The sequence below is a fragment of the Sporomusa sp. GT1 genome (assembly GCF_014634905.1).
Classification (GTDB): Bacteria; Bacillota; Negativicutes; order Sporomusales; family Sporomusaceae; genus Sporomusa; species Sporomusa sphaeroides.
In genome coordinates this window covers 1-20,097 of the sequence record NZ_BMBX01000043.1, presented here as the reverse complement: position 1 = coordinate 20,097, position 20,097 = coordinate 1, and the positions used below count along the sequence as shown (strand labels likewise).

At 41.7% G+C, this 20,097-nt stretch carries 19 protein-coding genes; 9 read left to right on the top strand and 10 right to left on the bottom strand.

Translation table 11 applies throughout. The features are described 5' to 3' along the window. The first annotated feature begins 298 nt into the window (after positions 1-298). The 4 genes from GT1_RS21310 to GT1_RS22610 all read left to right on the top strand — a co-directional run bounded on the left by GT1_RS21310 (position 299) and on the right by GT1_RS22610 (position 3,897). Complete coding sequence (locus GT1_RS21310; RefSeq protein WP_188400404.1) at positions 299-1,102, top strand: hypothetical protein; 804 nt, start codon at positions 299-301, stop codon at positions 1,100-1,102. A gap of 12 nt (positions 1,103-1,114) precedes the next feature. Next, the gene (locus tag GT1_RS21305) at positions 1,115-2,239 is read left to right on the top strand and encodes an ATP-binding protein (protein ID WP_188400403.1); all 1,125 of its coding nucleotides are present in this window, start codon (positions 1,115-1,117) and stop codon (positions 2,237-2,239) included. 4 nt (positions 2,240-2,243) lie between these two features. Continuing rightward, the gene (locus GT1_RS21300) at positions 2,244-3,653 is read left to right on the top strand and encodes a VWA-like domain-containing protein (RefSeq protein ID WP_188400402.1); all 1,410 of its coding nucleotides are present in this window, start codon (positions 2,244-2,246) and stop codon (positions 3,651-3,653) included. Positions 3,654-3,774: 121 nt separating this feature from the next. Next, the gene (locus tag GT1_RS22610; protein WP_255430472.1) at positions 3,775-3,897 is read left to right on the top strand and encodes a hypothetical protein; all 123 of its coding nucleotides are present in this window, start codon (positions 3,775-3,777) and stop codon (positions 3,895-3,897) included. A 47-nt stretch (positions 3,898-3,944) separates the two neighbouring features. Here the strand turns inward: GT1_RS22610 and GT1_RS21295 are convergent, their stop codons facing one another. The 5 genes from GT1_RS21295 to GT1_RS21275 all read right to left on the bottom strand — a co-directional run bounded on the left by GT1_RS21295 (position 3,945) and on the right by GT1_RS21275 (position 8,080). Next, positions 3,945-4,898, bottom strand: a complete 954-nt coding sequence (locus GT1_RS21295) for a DUF6612 family protein (protein WP_223226427.1) — start codon at positions 4,896-4,898, stop codon at positions 3,945-3,947. 101 nt (positions 4,899-4,999) lie between these two features. Continuing rightward, on the bottom strand, positions 5,000-5,245 hold the full coding sequence (locus GT1_RS21290; RefSeq protein WP_223226426.1) for a hypothetical protein: 246 nt from the start codon (positions 5,243-5,245) through the stop codon (positions 5,000-5,002). Between the two features lie 224 nt (positions 5,246-5,469). Beyond that, entirely contained in the window at positions 5,470-6,438 is a 969-nt protein-coding gene (locus GT1_RS21285) for a DMT family transporter (protein WP_223226425.1), read from the bottom strand. A 37-nt stretch (positions 6,439-6,475) separates the two neighbouring features. Further along, positions 6,476-7,279, bottom strand: coding sequence for an epoxyqueuosine reductase (locus tag GT1_RS21280; protein WP_223226424.1), 804 nt, complete (start codon positions 7,277-7,279; stop codon positions 6,476-6,478). Positions 7,280-7,339: 60 nt separating this feature from the next. Further along, entirely contained in the window at positions 7,340-8,080 is a 741-nt protein-coding gene (locus tag GT1_RS21275) for an epoxyqueuosine reductase (protein WP_188400400.1), read from the bottom strand. A gap of 196 nt (positions 8,081-8,276) precedes the next feature. On the opposite strand from GT1_RS21275, the gene GT1_RS21270 reads away from it, so the two are divergent. Beyond that, on the top strand, positions 8,277-9,401 hold the full coding sequence (locus tag GT1_RS21270; protein ID WP_188400399.1) for a PucR family transcriptional regulator: 1,125 nt from the start codon (positions 8,277-8,279) through the stop codon (positions 9,399-9,401). 91 nt (positions 9,402-9,492) lie between these two features. Here the strand turns inward: GT1_RS21270 and GT1_RS21265 are convergent, their stop codons facing one another. The 4 genes from GT1_RS21265 to GT1_RS21250 form a co-directional block, all read right to left on the bottom strand. Then, positions 9,493-10,119 carry a DNRLRE domain-containing protein gene (locus GT1_RS21265; protein ID WP_188400398.1) on the bottom strand — a complete coding sequence of 209 codons (627 nt, stop codon included), beginning with the start codon at positions 10,117-10,119 and terminating at the stop codon, positions 9,493-9,495. 92 nt (positions 10,120-10,211) lie between these two features. Further along, complete coding sequence (locus tag GT1_RS21260; RefSeq protein ID WP_075754049.1) at positions 10,212-10,496, bottom strand: hypothetical protein; 285 nt, start codon at positions 10,494-10,496, stop codon at positions 10,212-10,214. Between the two features lie 234 nt (positions 10,497-10,730). Further along, on the bottom strand, positions 10,731-12,776 hold the full coding sequence (locus GT1_RS21255; protein WP_083945420.1) for an OPT family oligopeptide transporter: 2,046 nt from the start codon (positions 12,774-12,776) through the stop codon (positions 10,731-10,733). Between the two features lie 410 nt (positions 12,777-13,186). Then, complete coding sequence (locus GT1_RS21250; RefSeq protein WP_075754048.1) at positions 13,187-13,849, bottom strand: GGDEF domain-containing protein; 663 nt, start codon at positions 13,847-13,849, stop codon at positions 13,187-13,189. A 172-nt stretch (positions 13,850-14,021) separates the two neighbouring features. Between GT1_RS21250 and GT1_RS21245 the strand changes: the two genes are divergently transcribed. Together GT1_RS21245 and GT1_RS21240 are read left to right on the top strand one after the other, a co-directional pair. Continuing rightward, the gene (locus GT1_RS21245; RefSeq protein ID WP_075754046.1) at positions 14,022-14,351 is read left to right on the top strand and encodes a helix-turn-helix domain-containing protein; all 330 of its coding nucleotides are present in this window, start codon (positions 14,022-14,024) and stop codon (positions 14,349-14,351) included. Positions 14,352-14,835: 484 nt separating this feature from the next. Further along, the gene (locus GT1_RS21240) at positions 14,836-16,746 is read left to right on the top strand and encodes an ATP-binding protein (protein WP_223226423.1); all 1,911 of its coding nucleotides are present in this window, start codon (positions 14,836-14,838) and stop codon (positions 16,744-16,746) included. Between the two features lie 116 nt (positions 16,747-16,862). On the opposite strand, the gene GT1_RS21235 is transcribed toward GT1_RS21240, so the two are convergent. Next, complete coding sequence (locus GT1_RS21235; RefSeq protein ID WP_188400396.1) at positions 16,863-17,543, bottom strand: response regulator transcription factor; 681 nt, start codon at positions 17,541-17,543, stop codon at positions 16,863-16,865. A gap of 443 nt (positions 17,544-17,986) precedes the next feature. Between GT1_RS21235 and GT1_RS21230 the strand changes: the two genes are divergently transcribed. Both GT1_RS21230 and GT1_RS21225 read left to right on the top strand, forming a co-directional pair. After that, a complete protein-coding gene (locus GT1_RS21230) occupies positions 17,987-18,244 on the top strand; it encodes a hypothetical protein (RefSeq protein WP_188400395.1) in 258 nt (85 codons plus the stop codon). 51 nt (positions 18,245-18,295) lie between these two features. Beyond that, positions 18,296-19,984, top strand: coding sequence for a methyl-accepting chemotaxis protein (locus tag GT1_RS21225; RefSeq protein WP_188400394.1), 1,689 nt, complete (start codon positions 18,296-18,298; stop codon positions 19,982-19,984). The last annotated feature ends 113 nt before the right edge of the window (positions 19,985-20,097 follow it).

Here is a 20,097-nt window from a genome sequence, read left to right as displayed (position 1 = left end):
ACAAAAAAACGGCTTCCAGCTACTGCTGGTCGCCGTTTTTTCTTGTTTTGGGGCTGGCTTACTGCGACAGCCCCTTTCCTTTCTCTACAGACCACTAGGTGCTATAAAACATTATAGTTAAAATACTTTTGTCCATCGAAGTTATACAATGCTGATTAGCAAAGATGGCCCATTTTTTCTGCAATAACAATAGGTTTTGATTACTAGACCCTATTTTTATACAGTGGTATAATTATCCTATTTAGACAGTTAAAATTAAATTACCTGCAAAAAATAATGATAAAAGGAAAGAAACCGTATGGAAGAGTCAAAGCTTATTAAAATGATAACGAACAATCCCAGAGCGATAGCCTATATAAATAATCCTACGGACGAGATGAAATTATTGGCTGTTAAAAAAAACGGACTGATGCTGGAATATATCAAGAATCCGACTACAGAACTGCAGGAGTCTGCTATCGCCAATAATGCCAGGGCCATTCAATTTATCGATAACCCCACGGAAGATATGATGATAAAAGTTATTAATGATGGCTGGGTTAACCTGGAACATATTAAAAATCCAACCGATAAGGTGGTAAGATTAGCCCTGAATCAAGCCGGCTGGGCTATTAAATATGTTAATAAGCCCAATGAGGAATTGCAATTATTAGCGGTAAGAAAAAATTACGATTCGATAAAATTTATAAAATCACCTTACGAAAGTGTACAAGCTGAGGCTGTAAAAATTAATTATGATGCCCTACGCTATATAAATTCACCTACATATACTACCGAACTTATAACAATCAAAAATAACGAGCGGGCTATTACTTTTATTAACAATTTGGATAAACATAAAATAATAGAATTTCTGAAAGTAAATATCTTAGTAATTAAGTATGTGGTAAAAGAAATAACCCAGGCTGAATTAGAGCAGGTATTACAGGCAGCCTTGTCAAATGAAGCTGTTGAAGAACAATATGTTAGAGATTTTTTAAATTGCAGCACTATAGATAAACATAGTGACATCATGCCAATAGATAAGCTAATGTTCATTTATAAACATGGAAGTAAAAAGGCGAAAAAAATAGCTGTAGATGAAAAGCTGAAGCTAATATAGGAGCGATATACAATGAATTATACAGACACATTAAAAAGTGTTGACTTAGTACTGGCTACCGGCGAAGTACCTCTAATCATTGGTGAAAGCGGCATAGGAAAAACGGCTTTGGCCAAGGAAATTGCCAGAATGAATAATTGGAGCTTAATTGTTATCAATGGGAACCTCCTTAAAGAAGGTGAAATTGGCGGTCTGCCAACCGTAGATTCCTATACAAAAGTAACTGCCAAAGGAGCGGCGCTGGAAAAGAAAACCACCGTATACGCCGTTCATAATAAGCTACGGGAAATTGATGAAGAAATAGCTAAAGGCAAGACTGTTCTGCTATTTATCGACGAGATCAATCGCTGTGAGCATACAGTACAACAGGAGCTTATGAACATCATCTTAAACAGGGAAATTAATGATTATAAGTTGCATGAATCTGTAAAAATAGTAGCCGCTATGAATCCTTCAAATAAATATGGTTCAGATCTTGATTACCAGGTTGTCGATATGGATGCAGCGCAGGAGAATAGATTTGTATGGCTATATATGGAACCAGATTACAAGCAGTGGTTAGCCTGGGCCATCGATGCCGGAATCGAGCAAAAGGTTATAGAGTTTATCTCCACCTTCCCGGATTATTTGCATAAAATAAACGCAGAAGACATAAACGCTACTCCCAGAAGCTATGAAAGAATCTCCAGTATTTACAAAATTTACAAAGAGAAAAAAGCGGCCATACCCAGAGCCGTGTTTGTAAATGTTATCAGAGGAAATGTAGGAAAACTCATTGCAGAAGAATTTGTCAGCTTTGTTGAGTCAGATTATAATCTCCTGATAGCGTATGAAGATGTTTTTGCCGGTGATGCTCTGCCGGAATCTATCATAGCAAGAGTAAAAAAAGAAAGTCATACAAGACTGTATCTATCTGCCAAAAATATACTGAAAACCTTAGAAGCAAATATAAAAAATGCTGCTGCCGCCCCCGGTTATATTGACAGACTCATTGAGTTTTTAAAAACCTATCCGGTAGATTTAATGATCGGAATCATGAAAGATATTAAAAACAGTTATCCTGAAGTATACAAACAGGCCATAGAAAATGAAGACTTTGTAGAATCCTATTTTAACTCTTATAGCTCGATAAGGTGATAATATGGGAACTTATTTCGACACCCTGGCGGCAGGGCTTTATGAACAAGCGAATACCATTGCGGCTGTCTTTTTAAAGAAAAAACGTAGTGACGCCAAGGCTAAGCTGCATATCCCCCAAGAATTTAGCGAAGAGTTTTTTAGCCTGGTAGATAAAGTGAATGTAAGTCTCATGGAAGACAAAGATAATTTCTACGGATATTTTCTGCTGCAAATGACAAGAGAAATACGCTTTGATATCAGCAGTCCCACTGGTGTGAATTTTAAAGGAGCCTGCTATGTTATCTATTTTAACCCTCTAATTTTTTTGAATCTTACTCTAAAACAGATGGAAACCACCATTAAGCATGAAATCCTCCATATCGTATCCCTGCATCTAGTAAGAGCAAAAGAATTTAAGGCCGGCTATAGCCCCTTGGCGATTAATACGGCAATGAATCTGGTAGTGAATACCTATTTGGATAATCTCCCTCCCTATGCGGTTACATTGGAATGGGCAAATCTAAATTATTCTTTAAAGCTCCTGCCCTTTGAACCTTTTGAATATTATGTGGAAAAGCTTCAAACTGCCATAGACTTACTGGAGACAGATAAAGACGAAACAGCAGATGAGGAAAATACAACTGAAAAAATAGAAACCGGTTATGATCCTGAGAAAACCCATGATATTTGGGAAGAATCCAGTGATATCGATGAAAAGACACTCACAGAATTTACCGAGAAGTTTGTTATTCATGCTCAAAAAGGCAGTATGCCGAATTACGTGGAAAACCTGCTGGCAGCGCGTAAAAACAGCAAGGGTGAATTGCCCTGGAACATCTATCTTAAACGGTTAATGGGAACTGTTGAAAGTAATAAAAAGAAGACGATAACGCGAAGAAACAGGCGGCAGCCCGATAGATTGGATTTGCGAGGCCAACTCAGAAGTCATAAGGCAAAAATTGCTGTTGCGCTTGATATAAGCGGCAGCATTAGTGATGAGGAATTTCAGCAAGCCATTAAAGAAGTATTCGCGATAGTAAGAAATTATAAGCATGAGCTTACGATTATCGAATGTGACAATGAAATTAAACGGGTGTACAAAGTCCAATCGGCGAAAGATGTAAAAGAGAGAAGCCATATAAGGGGTGGCACTAAATTTACCCCGGTCTTTGAATATGCCAATGCTAATAAGCTGGATCTGCTGGTGTATTTTACTGACGGCAAAGGGGAGAATGAGCTCCAGGCAACACCAAAGGGCTATAAAACCCTGTGGGTTATTTCCGGGAAAGAAAACAGCCTTTCATTAAAAAAAACTTATGGAGCAGTTAAAAAGCTTACAAATGTTGAAACAAAAGATACCTCTTTGGATATGAGCCATGTTAGCTTCAGAGATGGCTATTCCATGAATGACCAAGAAAAAATTCATATTTAACTTCCAGCCAGGTTATTTGCCAGTCTGAATCCTGTCCCTGCGTCCCGCTGCATGCTTTTTTATCTGGATAAATGCATTAATAGCCATACTCCAGTCCAATACTAAGTCTGGAGGTGATTGAATGCATAAGAAACCTAAAAAGCCAAATAAATCGGTTATCCCCAAAACCACTCCCCAAGACGGTGCATATCTGGACACCTTAAAGCAAATACAGAAAAGCAGGGAACAGGCGGAACAGTTATAATAAAATCCGTACCAGCGATCACGCCGGTACGGATTTTTCTTGATAAATCATAGTAGTATGTGTTCACTTTTGGCAGGAGTGGCCTTGTCTGCCGGTTCAGGTTCTTTTGCGTTGTCTCGCACATCCTGAGGAATCTCCATCGGAGCTACCTGATTATACTGCGAGTAAACTACCTGCAGCTTCAACGTCGAGTTTGTTAAAAAATCTTCGACTAAGGCCCGGTCCTTGGGGTTAATTAAATCCATAAACAATCCTGCTCCTTTGCGAACCGGCTCTGTCAAATCCATATCTATTTCTTGTACCAGCTTAGTCGCTTTATCGACTTTGATAGTATATTTTATATCGCCGACAGCTAACAGCCCCAGCCGTACTATCGCAGCCCTGCTCAACAGTTCCTTATCCTGCGGATTTTTTAGTTTGGCGTCTGCGCTGACAGTATCACTTAGTTGTATGCTATCCAAAGTGATTTCCATATATTTGTAGGATGGTGTTTCCTTTTTCAGCTTTACCGCTTTCACCAGGTGCAACATATTCATCCGGTCAGAATTCTTTTCCTCTGCTGAAAGCTTTTTATTCAAAGCGGGATCAATCGGCCTAATTTGTTTGGTCCAGGTTTCGTTGCTTAATGAATATACCACCAGATCGTCCTGATTTTGTTCTATGTACTGCTTTAGCGTTAGTGTTTTTTCTTGATTCAGTGCGTCACGGTAACAAATATTTATATCGTGGGTTAAGCTCAGCGGTTTTTCCCGGGCCTCGCCATTGATGGCAGCTTCCACTTCCCCCATTGGGGTTTCAGCCGTGACCGTGACATCATAATGCAAGCCGGTTACATCCATCATATTTTTATATACATCGCTTAAATACGCCTTTTCCGGTGATAGTTTTTCAGCGGCAAAAACAGCAGAACTGTTTATCGCCACCAACAACAATCCCCATACCAAAGCACCCCTCCAATTGAGCTTTCGCAAAAATCCTACCATACTATCAAACTCCCCCATTACAAATTCTACTCTCCTGGGACACAGGTGGGACACAGGGACAGGTCCCTTGTCCCAGCAAAGGTGGGACACAGGGACAGGTCCCTTGTCCCAGCAAATGGTCACTCCCGGAAGTTCCGGCCCAGCTGCTGCCCGCAGTTATGGCAATATGTATGCGTTATCGCACTGGTGATTGAACGGCAGTGCCTGCAGGTCTTGGTTAGCAGGCGATTTCCAATATACCCTATGCCACCCATAAACACCACCATAATTACGCTGCCCAGAAAAACGCTTGCTACAATTACCCATGCCGTGAAGAGCAATTCCAGTCCCCACCAGTGCAGCCATCCATGCTGCACTGTTTTCATCTGAGGATTCCCGTCTGTACCGCAGCGCGGACAATATTTAAATGAAATCGGCGCGCGCCCGTACGTTCCGTCCAAACTACGCTCACATGCCCTGCATACCCTATTGAAACGCATACTTGTTTCCTCCAAGATAACCTTTGTAATGCCCCCTGCATTCTGCACAAGGCATTACTGGTACGGAGCAACAACCCTTCCCGCTGCAAAATAAATCCAAAGGATGGACTTTAATCCTCATTACAAACTTCACGCGTTTGAACTTGCTTATTAGTGGTAAGGAGTATAACCGCAAAAGAAATCAGGATGCAGCCCATAATTTTTCCGACAGTGATTGTCTCGTTTAAAAACATCCCCCCAGAAATTATACTGGTTACAGGCTCAAACAAGCTGAAAATCGCCGCTGCAGAAGCCCCCAGATATTTGATGCCCAATTGCAGCAGCAGTACTGCAAAAAGTGAGGTTAACATAGAAAGAACAAACATGTAAAAATAAGCTTTTAGCGGTAAAAGCAGTACAATTTTATTGGTCGGGATACTATATAATAACATAAAAATTGACACCGATACAGCTATATAGAATATAATCAGCCAAGGATTCAATTGATCGATTTTCTTCTTTTCCACACCGACCATATATATTGCATAGGTTATGCCTGACACCCCTGCTAACACAAGCCCGGTTATATGCGTTATTTGCGTTATTTGCTTAACATCGATAAAACATAAGATTCCGGCACCCGCAATGAAGAGCACAATAATTTTTTGCAGTCCCAAACGTTCTTTAAAAAAGATGCGGCACATAAGACAAACAAAGATCGGATATAAGAAATGTAAAGTTGTAGCAGTTCCGATACCTACATACGGGTAGGACATGTACAGCAGCAGCGTTGTTATGCCGCCGCCGATGATGCCAAACAGCACGAGATTACGCAGTACTGGCAACGGCAGCGAAAGCGGTATCTTTTTCAGCCAAAGTGTCAGCAATAATACAGGAATAGCGAAAAGATTGCGGAATAACGTCACAGTTTCAGGTGTACCGCCTACATTGTATGTAAGAGATGTTAACACAGGAGTAATTCCAAACAAAAAAGCCGACAAAATGGTAAAGATAATGCCTTTGCATTTATTTGGCGGCACCTGAGGCAAGGCGTATGCCACACCCTGCATAAAGTATTTTACAGTACTATCATTATTCACCGGGGGAACCATCCTTTTATATTATGCTACAGCACATTTACTTAAACGCGCAAGGTACATTCACCAGACACTTACCACAGACCTCACTGCCGGCACTATTCGCATTCTTTCCTGTTTCATCTGAATAAGAACTCCCAAAGTCCTTATAGATCTCAGCATTTTTTAAGCAGACCTGAAAACATTTCTGTCTGTCATAGCCTGTAACAGTTAGCGCCCCGGAGGGACAGTGTTTTATACAAGCGCCGCATATCCCTTTGCTTTTATACAGACAATAATTATCGTCAAGCGGCTTATCCGGCTCTATTGGCAGATTCGTAATTACTGTGCTGTAGCGACCACAGCAGCCGTTGCTGCTAATCAGCATATTATTAAGGCCAAAGGTGCCAAGTCCTGCCACTCTGGCAATATGACGCTGCGACCAATTACTTATTAACCTTTCCTGGTCAAAGGTTGTTGCCGCTTTAGAAACTCCGGCTTCATAGCCCATTTCCTGTATCGCTGCTATTAAGTAATTGTTTAACTCTCCAAACATCCTGTTAGTTTCTTCATAAGTACGCGCCCACTCGGGAGATGACACATTCCCGGGTGCTTTGTTTGTATCGGCAAGTTCCTTGGTAAAAGGGAGAAAATAAGCAATAATAATTGTTGGATTTTCTATGACCTCATGCGGCATAACATGCTGCGGCGAAATAATATCCTTAAGGTTGGAAATATCCGGATGATTTGCATCGGCAAAGCCAACTAATGGCTCACCCCATACGGAGGTAATGCCCGGCTTTTTCTGATATTCTTGTACATAGGTTTGGATCATGGTTGTTATTAGTTGTTTAAAATCCATCATAGGTTCCTTTCTGGTAGTATAATTTTACATTCACATGCAATGATTTTAAAGTTGAATTATCTAGTCAATATAAGCCACCGGGCATACACTAATACATTTGCCGCAGGTATCGGCACCATGCCTATCCTGCTTCTGGTTCTTGTTACATTCGTCTTGACAAATAAATTTATCAAAAGAATCAGGCACCAGGGCATTTACCGGACAGATTTTGAAACATAGACCGCAAGAGCCGTTTTTAACATATAAACATCTGGTTTCTGCCGGAGCTTGTTCCTCATACAGGGTGGCAGATGTTAACACTGAACAGAATCGTCCGCCAGAACCTTTTTCGGTAATAAGCATTCTATTTGCGCCAAAGGTGCCTAGACCTGCAATGGCAGCAGCACTTCGGTGTGACCACATTGATTTCATATCTTTGGGGTCATAGGTATGGGTTGCCTGTACTGCACTGGCTGAATAGCCTAAATCAGACAAGTATTGAATGACCGCCTGATTCACGACATTGAAATAAGGATTAATTATGGCATAGGCTTCACCCCAGGCCTCAGAACCGCCGTCAACTGTTTTCGGCTCTGCTACCACCAGGCTGGTAAACGGTACAAAATAGCTGATGACGCTTTGAGCATCTGGCAGTAGTTCAGTAGGGTTTAAATGCCATGGACCAATAATCTCCTTTAATTCAGAATATCTACTATCTGTGGCAGAAGAAAAACTTACAATCGGCTTCCTAAATAGATCAGGCCGGTTTAATAATGCCACTTTTTCAACAATAAGCTGTTCAATTTGATTTTTCATTGACATAAATTATAACCTCTTCCTTTCACTTTGCTCAATATGCCCATACACCAGTATAATTTTGAATTTACTTGTATTTTAGCACTTGTTTTTTCAGCATTCAACAAGATTGAAGCCTAAAAAAACCTCCGTTTTTTGTGCTGTACAACCAATTTATATTACTTTATACTATTTATATCAAGTGAGAGGCAGGTATATATCATTGACGCTAAAACAATTTTATGAAAAGTTCCGAAAAAAGCACCAGCTACAACTAATAGCTGGCGAAAAAGGTATTTATACCTCTTTTAAATGGATTTATCTGCTAGAGGACTTGAATAATATGAGTTTTATTCGCGGTGGAGAATTAATTATTACAACCGGGCTTGCCAACAGTTATGATCACTGGCTTGAAGAACTCATTCATTCAGTAAACAAAAAAGGTGCAAGCGGTATTATTTTAAATATTGGAAATTATATTAAAGATATACCCCATTATCTCATTGATTATTGCAACAATAATCACCTGCCGCTGCTTATCATGCCCTGGGAAATACATATTGCTGACATTATGCAGGATGGCTTCAATGATATTATTAAAGAGAAACAAGAAGAAGAATATTTTAGCAAGATATTCTCCAGTGCCATATTTGATAATATGATTGATAATGCATTTATTGCTGAACATGAAGACATGAAACCCTATTCCTATTCCACCTATGGAATTGTCGCTTTTAAAAATGTCTCTAACGATAAATTAACCGTGATTCTAAATCAAGCAGAACAAAAATATCTGCTCCTGACAAAAAAAACTACCCAGTATGCCATCCTATATAACATAACCGAGAATAACTTTGCCGCTACACTGGCTTTCCTTCATAGTTCTTTAAGTACCGATGATGATATTCACTATGGCATTTCCACGCTGGGACAAGGCTTACAATGCTTATTTAACAAACGAATTGAAGCAGATAAAGCCTTGCAGGTAGCCATCGCTACGAAAAAGCCCCACTGTTTCTATAATGATTTAGGACTTTATCAAATTATACTAGGTATTTCAGATGAGGCTATATTAGATAATTTATATACGCAATCGCTGAAAACCATTGTTGACTATGACCAAAAACACAATTCTAATTACTTGGAAATACTGCGCCATTATATTGAATTCAATTCTAGTGTCCAACTCGTTGCTGAGCACACTTTTACGCATCGAAACACCATTAACTACCGCGTTGCCAAAATCAAAAAGCTGCTCCAGAGTGACTTGTCTTCCATGGAAGAACGCTGCCGCATTCGGCTTGCCTTTTGTCTTTATGATTTACAACACAGCAATACAGTTAATTAAAAGCTCTTCCTTCTTCTGGGACACAGGGACAGGTCCCTTGTCCCACTCAATTTTATCCTCCCCTCCGCAACTGATTGACGGCAAGGCAGTGTTACGGACCATTACCTGCTCGTCCCGAAAAGTTAGCATTTTTAGCTGGAAAAACTTTGGCAGTATAGGTAATGTCTGAATTAGGTAAAAAACATAAACACGGGCCTTGTGCAAAGGCTGCTCTGATAAAGGGAATTACAGTATTATCGGCACTATAGGCAGAACCAAAGGATGTATAACAACAAGGGGGATAATGAGTGTTATTGCCTTTTATTACTATGCCCCTGTTCACTAATGTGTTTTTAAGCCACATATCAACTATTGTTGTTATATCTATTTCAATAGCTGCCTCACAGGTAAAGGGAAAGAAGTCTTGTTTAAGTGTCGGGTCTAAACTTACGGAACAATCCTTGTCATAGGTTGTATAAGAACTAAATTGATCTAATAAAGGATAGACGGAAAACGTTACGGCTGTACAGCTAAAGAAATCGCATAATTTGAATAACACTAATTTTGCAGATAACAGCGACAGGCTATTGGGGATTGCCGAAGTATCAAAAAAAAGATAACTGAAATAATTACATCTACGTTTATTTCCGACAATTATTTTTTTGCCTTTCATGCCTCGGCGCGATCTTCTAGTAGATACTGTCAAGCTTTTGCTTGCTAAGATATTGATAACTGACAAATCACACCACTCCTAACACCACGGCTAAAATGAATACGCATTGTACTGTTATGTAGGAGGCTTGGGTGTTCCCCAAGCCTCAGACTTTGCGGCTAGGTTGTTGTATGAACAAACCCTATCCCTACATGCAAATTTTCTTCCTCATAAGTTACTACACCGTCAATTGATAAACTAAGAATAATGGAAGCCGAAGCTGCTAATGAATCAACAACCTGAGAACGAACATATTGAGTTGTTCCATCAACATACACGGCAGTAACATAAAAACCTGGACTGGCTATAGGTGTGGCACCATTATTGGTAACAGTTATATCAATAATAGAACCATCATCCGAAAGTGAAACATTTTGGGTTAGAGAATGAATAACACTTGCCATATTGCTAGCTCCTCCTTTATTAATAGGGACACCTATTACATAATATGTAGCTTATTATAGATTGACAGTTGTTTCACAATTTTTTTAAGTTGTAGAGAAATGGGACAAGGAACCTGTCCCCGTGTCCCACATGTCCCCGTGTCCCACCGGATAAAAAAAAGATTAGCAGGAACCTTCTCGCAGAAGTTCCCGCTAATCGCTTATCAGTAGCTTTTTATTTCATCCTATTGCCTGCTATTTATCCGCTTCAAACTTTACATTTATAATCCGGCGAATAAACATGACAATCATGCCGATAAATACCAGCAAACCTAACCAATCGGCAGTCCGGGCAAAGTCCTTGCCTACAAGCGCCAGCGGCGAGTCACTGCCGCCACTGGTTACCGAAAATACGATAATAACGGCAATAATAACCCCCATTAAGCTTTCACCGACAATCAGGCCGGATGCAAACAGCACACCGCGGCGGTTGCAAAATTCCACATCTTCCTCGACATGCTGCGGACTCCGTTCACGCGCCCGGTCACGCAGATACCGGGTTACAAAATAGCTCATAACGGCACCCAAAATTAGCGGTGTTTCCAGTGTAGGCGGCAAATAGATTCCCATACCCACAGCTAACGGCGGCAGGCAGTATTTGGCCGTTCCCTTTTTCAACAGTAAATCGACAATGATTACAACAATCCCGACACCTACACCAAACAGAATGTAATTCCAGTCCAGATTATGGCTAAAAATACCTGTTGCAATCGTAGCCATCAAAGTTGCTTGCGGCGCGGACAGAACCTGGCTTTCGTCCATTCCGGCACGCGGCATAGCCCCGACAAAGCCGTATGCTTCATACAGCAAATTCAATACAGGTGCAATCGCAAAAGCGCCGATGATGCAGCCCAGCAGCAAGGCTACCTGCTGTTTCCACGGGGTGGCGCCAACAAGATAACCGGTCTTTAAGTCTTGCAGATTATCATTGGAAATTGCGGCGATACTGACAATAACACTGGTCATAAAAATCGCCAAAGCAATAGCAAATTTAGTTCCCATTGCCGTATCAAAAAGACTGACGGTCGAACCGATTCCCAATACGACAAGAGAGGAAATAATAATCCCCAAAATACCGATACCGGAGATCGGACTGGCCGAAGTACCAATCAAACCGGCCATATAACCACAGGCAGCAGCCACAAAGAATCCCATACCAATCGCAACGCCAACGCCGGCAATAACAAAAATCCAGGTAGTACTTGCAGCCAGCTGGGCATCGGCAATAAAGGAATAAAAGGTTCCCAGCAAACCGACAATAATGACAGCCAGCACCATACCGATCGCTTTCGGCGACATATCTGTGTCCATACGGTGCAGGTTTTTCCCGGTTTCCGACTTACGCATAGCTTCAATGGAAATACGCATACCTTCAAGGATTGGCTTAACTAAGGTAATCAGCGTCCAGATTGCGGCAATGCCAATGGTACCGGCACCGATAAGCCTTACCTTTTGCGCCCACACGGCTTGCGCAAATGCGCTGGCGCTCTGTCCGGCTGCCGGTGTCAGCACCGAGGTCAGATAAGGTACAAATACAACCCACGCCAAAATAACACCTGCTAAAATTGCCATACCGCTGGCAATACCGATCAAATAGCCGGCTCCCAGCAGAGCTGTAGAAAAGCCCAGAGGCAGTTGGGAAGTAATTTTACCCAAGGAAAACCAGTAGTGCACTTCTGAGGAAATAATTTGGAAGCCACTTGTGCAGAAACTGATAATAGCCGAAACAAAACCGCCGGCTAAAATATCTTTAGCGCCATTTTCTTTGGTCCCGGCGGCGTTGCCACTGCCTACTTTCAGGATTTCAGCAGCTGCCAGGCCCTCAGGATAAGGCAGGTCACTATTAACAATCATTGCCCGGCGTAAAGGAATGGTAAACAAAACACCCAGGCTGCCGCCACACGCACAAATCATCAATGTCTGCCAAAAAGCAAACCCTTGCCAGTATCCGATCATTAGCAAGCCGGGAATGATAAATATGACTGCAGAAAGAGTCCCTGCTGCCGAAGCTTGCGTCTGAACCATATTGTTTTCCAGAACATTGGAATCCTTAAACATTTTCAGAACCGCCATAGAAATAACGGCTGCCGGAATGGATGACGAAAATGTAAGTCCGACTTTTAATCCTAAATAAACGTTTGATGCTGTAAAGATGATAGTAATCACCATTCCCAGCAACATGCCCCTAAACGTAAGTTCAGGGAGATTCACGTCATGACTCATGAAATCTACCTGTTTCAACCCTTGCACTTCCTCTCCGATACTCTCACTATATAAACTAACCTTGCACTTTACTATTTATTAGCCACTGCTCTTGCTGTGACCGTAATTATCACCTCATTGTCCCCAGCTATACTGAAATTGAAGCGTCCGCGAAATTCCAACTTCGGTAACTTTCTATATATTTGTGCAAACTCCTTCAAATTTTCCGTAAAATGTTTACCTCAGGTAAACTATTTTACTTTTGTCCTCTTAGAAAAAACACATTTTGTTCTGTCAGATGTAAAGCTGTAAGCAAAATAAGTTAACCTTCCGTTTGCTGCCAATGAGGCTCCTATTAAAAAAGTCTCAACCCCGTCGAGTTTGGGTTGAGACTTTTTAACAGGGCGGTTATCAATGTGAACAATCAGGTGGCTGCTATTCATAGTCAGTTACCACTTATAACCTATAACCGCATTTTTTTGTTCCTTTGCTTTATACAAAGTTTGATCGGCTTTAATTAAAAGGTCTTTTACATCCTGTTCCTGTTCCAGCGAAATAATCCCGGTGCTGATGGTCAGGTGATATGATAAAAAAGTGTTTTCCACCCTGCGGCGAATTCTCTCCATGATTTCAAGAGCATTTTTTAAAGAGTTCGTTTCAGTAAAAACAACAGCGAATTCATCACCACCCAAACGGATAACAATATCATTATTGCTGGTGCCTTCTTTTAAAATTGCTGCAATGCCACACAATAGTACGTCACCAGTAACATGACCGTACAAATCGTTAATCTTCTTGAAGCCATCCACATCTATCATGGCGATACACAACTGGCCCTTGTCTTTATTTATTCGGTCTACTATCTCGCGCAGTTTCAAATGAAAGTATCTCCTGTTCCATAAGCCTGTTAGATAATCGGTATGGGAACGAATACTCAACGTTTCGATGATCCTGCCAATTATAAATCCTCCGATGGAAAAGACCAGGGTACTCCCGATCCACAACAAGCTTCTTTCATGGCCGACCGGACAATATAATTGCAAATAATATCCTGTTATGCCGATCACTACTCCAAGCATACTAAGTATAAAGCGTGCATGCTTATAAAACACTTAGACTGGCCCCCTCTATTTCCCTGAACACTAGAGAGTTTTACTATCTATCCAAACAAAATCCTAGACTTAATATTAATTTATTCATTAATTTTAACGTATTACTTAATATTAAGCAATAACTATATGTAAACACTCTTTCCCATTGATATAGTTAAGTTGGGTGATGTGCATGTATATTGATTACCATACCATTGGACAACGAATAAAAAAAATACGCAAACAAAAACATTTTACACAAGAAAAACTGGCTGAGAATCTGGAAGTTTCACCCGTGTATATTAGCCAAGTAGAAAACGGCAAAACGAAATTAAGTCTTGAAATGTTAATACGCATAGCAAATTTGCTAGACACTAACCCTGGCTATTTTATTACCGGTGTTTCCTATTCTGCAAAGGATTATCTGAAATTTGATATAAGCCAGTTTCTGCAAGACCTTCCACCAGAGCAGCGTCAACTAATAATTGATATAGCTAAACTCATCACTAAGTATAAACAATGAGTAATGCTGTTCAGTAATTCAATGCAGGTACAAAAATACACAGGAATGGAGAATGTAGCGGTAGATTTATGGTTTGCCCAGGTAAACAAAGAAGCGATATCACAGCAAATATGTGATATCGCTTTTTGGGTTTAACTTTGCGATCTTATCGCTTCAGTACTTTTTCTTGTCCCTCGCAGTTATTCGACAAATTATCTTACAGGGATTTCCCGCCTATATATCTCTTTGGCAACAATTACAGTATAATTTACAGTATGACGTTAATGAAGCAGCATATTAAGGTAATGTATTAACGTGAAAGGGCGTGTAAAAATACTTTGTTTTATCCTACGGCCCCCCCTTCCCTCAGTACCCGGCAAGCCCGGGCCGGAAACCGGTCTGAGCAACCGGTTATATATAAAAAATTCGTTATCACGGAGTGGGCTGTTATTGAGGTTAACAGGTGCCATGCATGTTATTGAAAAGGCTAAATCCGGGTTCTCTATTGTCTGTAAATTTAACTATATGCAGTACCCGTGCTATCATTATTTTATTTGGCATTAGTTTGCTTTCATTCCTCTGGACAGGCCTGTATTACCAAGAGCAAAACGAGCGGCAACTCGCAATTGCCAGTGCCTTCAAAGATACGGCCAATTTTGCCCGGGCATTTGAAGAGCATACGTTACGTACAATTAAAAGCATAGATCAGACGGTATTATTTTTAAAATATCAATATGAACAAGAGGGCCGAAGTATTGATATTCCTCAGTATATAAAAGAAGGCAGACTTACCAGCCAGCCTTTCGTGCTGTTGAGCGTGATTGACGAACAGGGGGATCTGGCGGTGAGCGACCAGGTACGGTTTCTTCCGTTCTCCCTAGAGGACTGCGAGAATTTTAAGGTTCACCAGACTGCCGACAGCGGCCAGCTCTTTATCAGTAAACCGGTATTGGGACACGCCTCCGGCAAGTGGTCCATTCAAATGACGCGACGGATAAATATGCCTGACGGTTCCTTCGGTGGAGTTGCCGTTATTTCTATTGATCCGGGGTATTTTACAAAATTCTATAAACAAGTAAATTTAGGTAAAGATTCCACAATTACGTTGGTAGGTCGGGACGGGATCGTGCGGGCGCGGGACTCTGGCGGATTTTCGGCTATTGGACAGGATATGAGCAACAGCACATTAATGGAGCAACTGGCAGTCAGCACAGCGGGGAACTATTTTTCAACGAGTTCCATTGATAAAGTCAAAAGACTTCATAGTTACCGGGCCTTAAGTGACTATCCCTTCGTGGTGTCGGTAGGCATTAGTGAAGAAGAAGTTTTCCGTGACGTGAATAAGCGACTTAGCAGCTATTACCGGATAGCCGGTATCAGTTCGGTGGTAATAAGCATTTTTGTTGTGATATTGCTCATTATTACCGGCCGGCAAAAGCGCACAGAGAATGCATTAAAGCAAATCCGGGACAATCTTGAACTTGAAGTGGTGAGAAGAACCCAGGAACTGTTTACCGCCAACCAAGAACTCACACAAAGAAATTACGAACTTACGGCAGCTTTAGAAACTATTGAAAATGCACAGAAGCGGCTGGCCCAGCAAGAAAAATTAGCAGGTATCGGGCAACTGGCCGCCGGGGTAGCGCATGAGATTAATAACCCTTTGGGGTTTGTAACCAGCAATATTGAGACACTGGAGCAATATTTTTCGGCTTTCGGCAGTGTAATACCCCAATACCGGGAGCTGATTTCGATACTTCCCGCCATAGATGATGCGGCAGTAGCAGCAAAACTGAAACAGATAGCCTGGCATGAAAAGGACAAAGACCTGGATTATATCCTGAATGACTTTTCGGAACTGTTTAAGGATACCATCGAAGGGCTTGATCGCATGAACAAAATAGTCAAAGGAATGCGGCGCTTCTCCCATATCAATCAGCAAGTAGCCGAACCTTATGATTTGAACGAAGGACTGGAAAGCACTTTATTAGTCGCCCAGAATGAGATCAGATATTATGCCAGTGTAGAAAAAAGGCTGGGAAAACTACCGGTTATCGAAGCTGTTGGCAGCGAAATTAACCAAGTATTGCTTAACCTCATTGTTAACGCCGCACAGGCTATTAGAGACAAGCATACTACCGGTTTAGGAGCTATTACCGTATCCACCTGGCATGATGAGGTTTTTGCCTATTGCTCTGTTCAGGACGATGGTGCCGGCATTGCCCCGGAAAACCTAAATAATATTTTCAACCCGTTTTTCACCACCAAACCTGTCGGGCAGGGAAGCGGAATGGGCCTGAGTATTTCCTATGATATTATTGCTAATCACCATAAAGGCGAAATATTGGTTGAAAGCAGTCAGGGCACAGGAACAATATTTATTGTAAAACTACCCATGAAGTACGGCGGTTTCTAATGCTGGCAGCACCCTTTCGGGGCGCCTGCTGCAGCAATGCGGCCTGGCATAATTGATCCCGGAACATTTGTTGAAAAGACAACCTTTAAATAAAGGTTGTCTTTTTTATAGTATTGTTACTCGGTAAATTCGTTCTTGATTAGACCGAGTGTTATCGATTTTGCAATCACTTTTGAGCGGCTGTTTACATCTAATTTTCCGAAAAGATTGCTTACATGACTTTTTACCGTGCCGACAGTTATATTAAGCTTTGCCGATATTTCACTATTGGAACAGCCCCTTGCCAGCAAGGCGAGAACTTCTTTTTCTTTTACTGTTAGCGGGTCATAATTTTCCAGGGTAGCTTCTGGCAGTGCTGTTCTGGTATGGCTTTCCGGATTGCCTTTGGACAAGAGGACATTACCGGCATCGCGATTATAAGCCCGGATGGCCTCTACAATAACCGACCTGATAGAGACTGCCGGGGTAGGTTTAGTAAGGAAGGCATTAATTTTGCCATGATTTACTGCATCAATAGCCATTTGCAGCTCTGCGTGGCCTGTGAGCATAATTCTTTGAACGTTTGTATCCAAAGCAAGCAGCCTGGCGAAAAGCTCTATGCCATTCATCAACGGCATACGGTAGTCCGAAATTACGGCTGCAAAAGGCCCCTGATATTCAAAAAGCTTCAGGGCCTGGATGGGGTCCTTGGTTGTAACTATTTCGAAATACCCTTGCATTATACGCCGCATGGAGGCAAGAAATTTTTCATCATCATCGACGATCAAGATTCGGGTAATAACTGCTGGATGAGCCAACGCGTCACCTCCTCTCAAACAGACCTGCAAAAATAACGGTAACTAATAATTATATTACATTGATGCCGATATTTCCTCTAACTTCCGATAGATTTCTATGATTATGTAAAATACCAGGAAAAAGCAAGTAAATAAAGGAGTCTCATATAATATTTATTATTTTTGACGTATAACTTTCGATAGATGTTAGTTGCTGCCGTTTGCTTTATTATGTAGCTGTGGGTTGACGGAAAAAGTTAGTACCCTGCGTTACTTAAACATGAGATTAGTCGCGAGAATTTTTTCGCAATACAAGGCGTAAAAGCCTCGTATATCGGACATGTGTAAGGCGACGCCGACTCCGCCGTACGGAAAAAGACTGCAAAATAAGCCATGCCTTTAGGTGACACAGGGTACTAGGGTTTAGCCAGTAATGTGTCCTAAGACTATAAAGGAGGAGAAGAGTGAAAAAAGTACAGCTATTAATATTCAAATATGGAGCTGCAAAATATGGAGTGCCTGTTGAATATGTTAAGGGAATCATCGGGAACACAAAATTGGGTAAACTGTCTGATTTAGGTAGGCAGAGCTCCCTACTTATCTATGTTGATGGAATTCAGATAGCAATAATTGCTGATGAAATTATTAAAATATCTGAACTAGAAGCTAAGCAGCCCACATCGGTAACAGGTCTGGGAAATTTTCAAATCTGGCGGCTGTAAAGGTATGTACAAAGCTACATCCGGGTGCCAGGTATAAAGAGGAGGAAAACAATGACACGTATAACAATTAGAAGCCAATTAGGCGCAATGTTTGGGATTGTCCTTACATTTTTAGCCGTATTACTGGGGGTTATCATTTATCAGTTTCAGTCGGCGATGGTGAACTATCAGGATTTATTGACCGGTTCTGTAGCAAGAACCGTAGAGTTGCTCCGGGCTCAAGACCATTTTCACAGCGGAGTGGCTGAATACCGGGGATATATGAGCTATGGCGAAGAACATTACGCAAAAGCTGCCCTGGATAAGTATGCGGTAAGCCTGAACGACATTAAGCAGTTTAAGGAAGATGTAAATTCACCGGAAGCCAAACGAGAGGCGGAAAAATTAGAAAAAGACGTGATTTCCTATGTGGACGATATGAAAAGAATAATTATCATGAAACAAACCAAGGACCCTGGGATGGATGCGGCCATAATTGCAGCCAGGGAAAAAACAGAACAAGTGAACACACAGTTTCAGGTCGCTTTTGACATTCAAAATAAGGTTCGCCACCAAAGCGTAGAGCTTTTGAACCAGGAGCAAGAGTTGGTGTTAAGGGTTGTTATCGGGTTCAGCATAGCCGTCATTGTTGTGACGATTATACTGGTTATCTGGTACAGCCGCAATTTGGCCACACGGGTTAATATACTGCGCGACGAATTGTTGGCTGTGAGCAGTCTGGACATCAGCACACCGGATGTTGCTTCAACCCGCAATGATGAAATTGGCGATATGGCAAAAGCCGTTATCACTATGAAAAACGCCTTGCGGAATATTGTTAATAATGTTAGAAACAGTGCCGATACACTGGCGGCCTCCAGTGAGGAACTGACCTCAACGGTGGAAGAACAGTTGCGCACCTCCGGGATCATTGCCGATACTACCGGGCAGATTGCGGCAGGGTCATCCGAGAATACCACTAATATTACAGAGATATCGGCTGTCATTGAGCAAGTAACCGCCGGCACCCAGGAGATGAGCGCCAGCGCTGCCGAGGTAAATCATGGTACACAGGAGGCGGTTGCCGATGCCAATCGCGGCATGCTGCTTATCCGGAAAATGGTTGCACAAAATACAACCATTGAAAGTTCAATGCAGGATATTAAAGAGGTAGCTAATTCACTAGTAGCCGGCTCTGCAAAAATACAGGACATAATTACTGTAATCAGCAATATTGCCAGTCAAACCAATCTGCTTGCTCTTAACGCTGCCATAGAAGCCGCTCGTGCGGGTGAGGCAGGCCGGGGCTTTGCTGTGGTGGCGGAAGAGGTACGGAAACTCGCGGAACAAAGTGCTGATGCAACCCGGAATATCGGAGAAATCATCCGCCAGATGACCACAGATATTGATTTTTCCGTTAATGTGGTGAATAAGGCGAATACAGAGGTTGAGGTCGGAAAACTTGCTGCCGCAGAAACCGAGCAAGGGTTTGAAGCCATTGTTGAAAAACTGGCACAAACACAGTCCGGTATGGAACAGATCACCCATGCCGTTGAAGAGACGGCCAAAGGTATGCAGGCCATTGTAGCCAATGTGCAGAATATCAGCTCAGTATCAGAGAAAACCAATGCCAGCACGCAGACAGTGGCAGCGGCAGCTGAAGAACAGAACGCCAGTCTGAGCGAAATTAGCAGCAGCGCAGAAGCGCTGGCAGAATTGGCTACTGCTCTTAATGAAACCATCAGAAAATTCAGAGTATAAATAACTAAAAACAAAAAATATATGAAATCCAATGAAGGGGTCTGCGGATAATTTTGTGTAATTTGAAATTCCTCATGGCAAGAAATAGTGGCTTTGTAAAAACATATTTGTTC

What these genes read in the sequence shown, in the direction of transcription:
- GT1_RS21310 (WP_188400404.1), top strand. Translation starts at nt 299, where the DNA reads ATGGAAGAGTCAAAGCTTATTAAAATGATAACGAACAATCCCAGAGCG.
- GT1_RS21305 (WP_188400403.1), top strand. Translation starts at nt 1,115, where the DNA reads ATGAATTATACAGACACATTAAAAAGTGTTGACTTAGTACTGGCTACC.
- GT1_RS21300 (WP_188400402.1), top strand. Translation starts at nt 2,244, where the DNA reads ATGGGAACTTATTTCGACACCCTGGCGGCAGGGCTTTATGAACAAGCG.
- GT1_RS22610 (WP_255430472.1), top strand. Translation starts at nt 3,775, where the DNA reads ATGCATAAGAAACCTAAAAAGCCAAATAAATCGGTTATCCCCAAAACC.
- GT1_RS21295 (WP_223226427.1), bottom strand. Translation starts at nt 4,898, where the DNA reads ATGGGGGAGTTTGATAGTATGGTAGGATTTTTGCGAAAGCTCAATTGG.
- GT1_RS21290 (WP_223226426.1), bottom strand. Translation starts at nt 5,245, where the DNA reads ATGAAAACAGTGCAGCATGGATGGCTGCACTGGTGGGGACTGGAATTG.
- GT1_RS21280 (WP_223226424.1), bottom strand. Translation starts at nt 7,279, where the DNA reads ATGATGGATTTTAAACAACTAATAACAACCATGATCCAAACCTATGTA.
- GT1_RS21275 (WP_188400400.1), bottom strand. Translation starts at nt 8,080, where the DNA reads ATGTCAATGAAAAATCAAATTGAACAGCTTATTGTTGAAAAAGTGGCA.
- GT1_RS21260 (WP_075754049.1), bottom strand. Translation starts at nt 10,496, where the DNA reads ATGGCAAGTGTTATTCATTCTCTAACCCAAAATGTTTCACTTTCGGAT.
- GT1_RS21245 (WP_075754046.1), top strand. Translation starts at nt 14,022, where the DNA reads ATGTATATTGATTACCATACCATTGGACAACGAATAAAAAAAATACGC.
- GT1_RS21225 (WP_188400394.1), top strand. Translation starts at nt 18,296, where the DNA reads ATGACACGTATAACAATTAGAAGCCAATTAGGCGCAATGTTTGGGATT.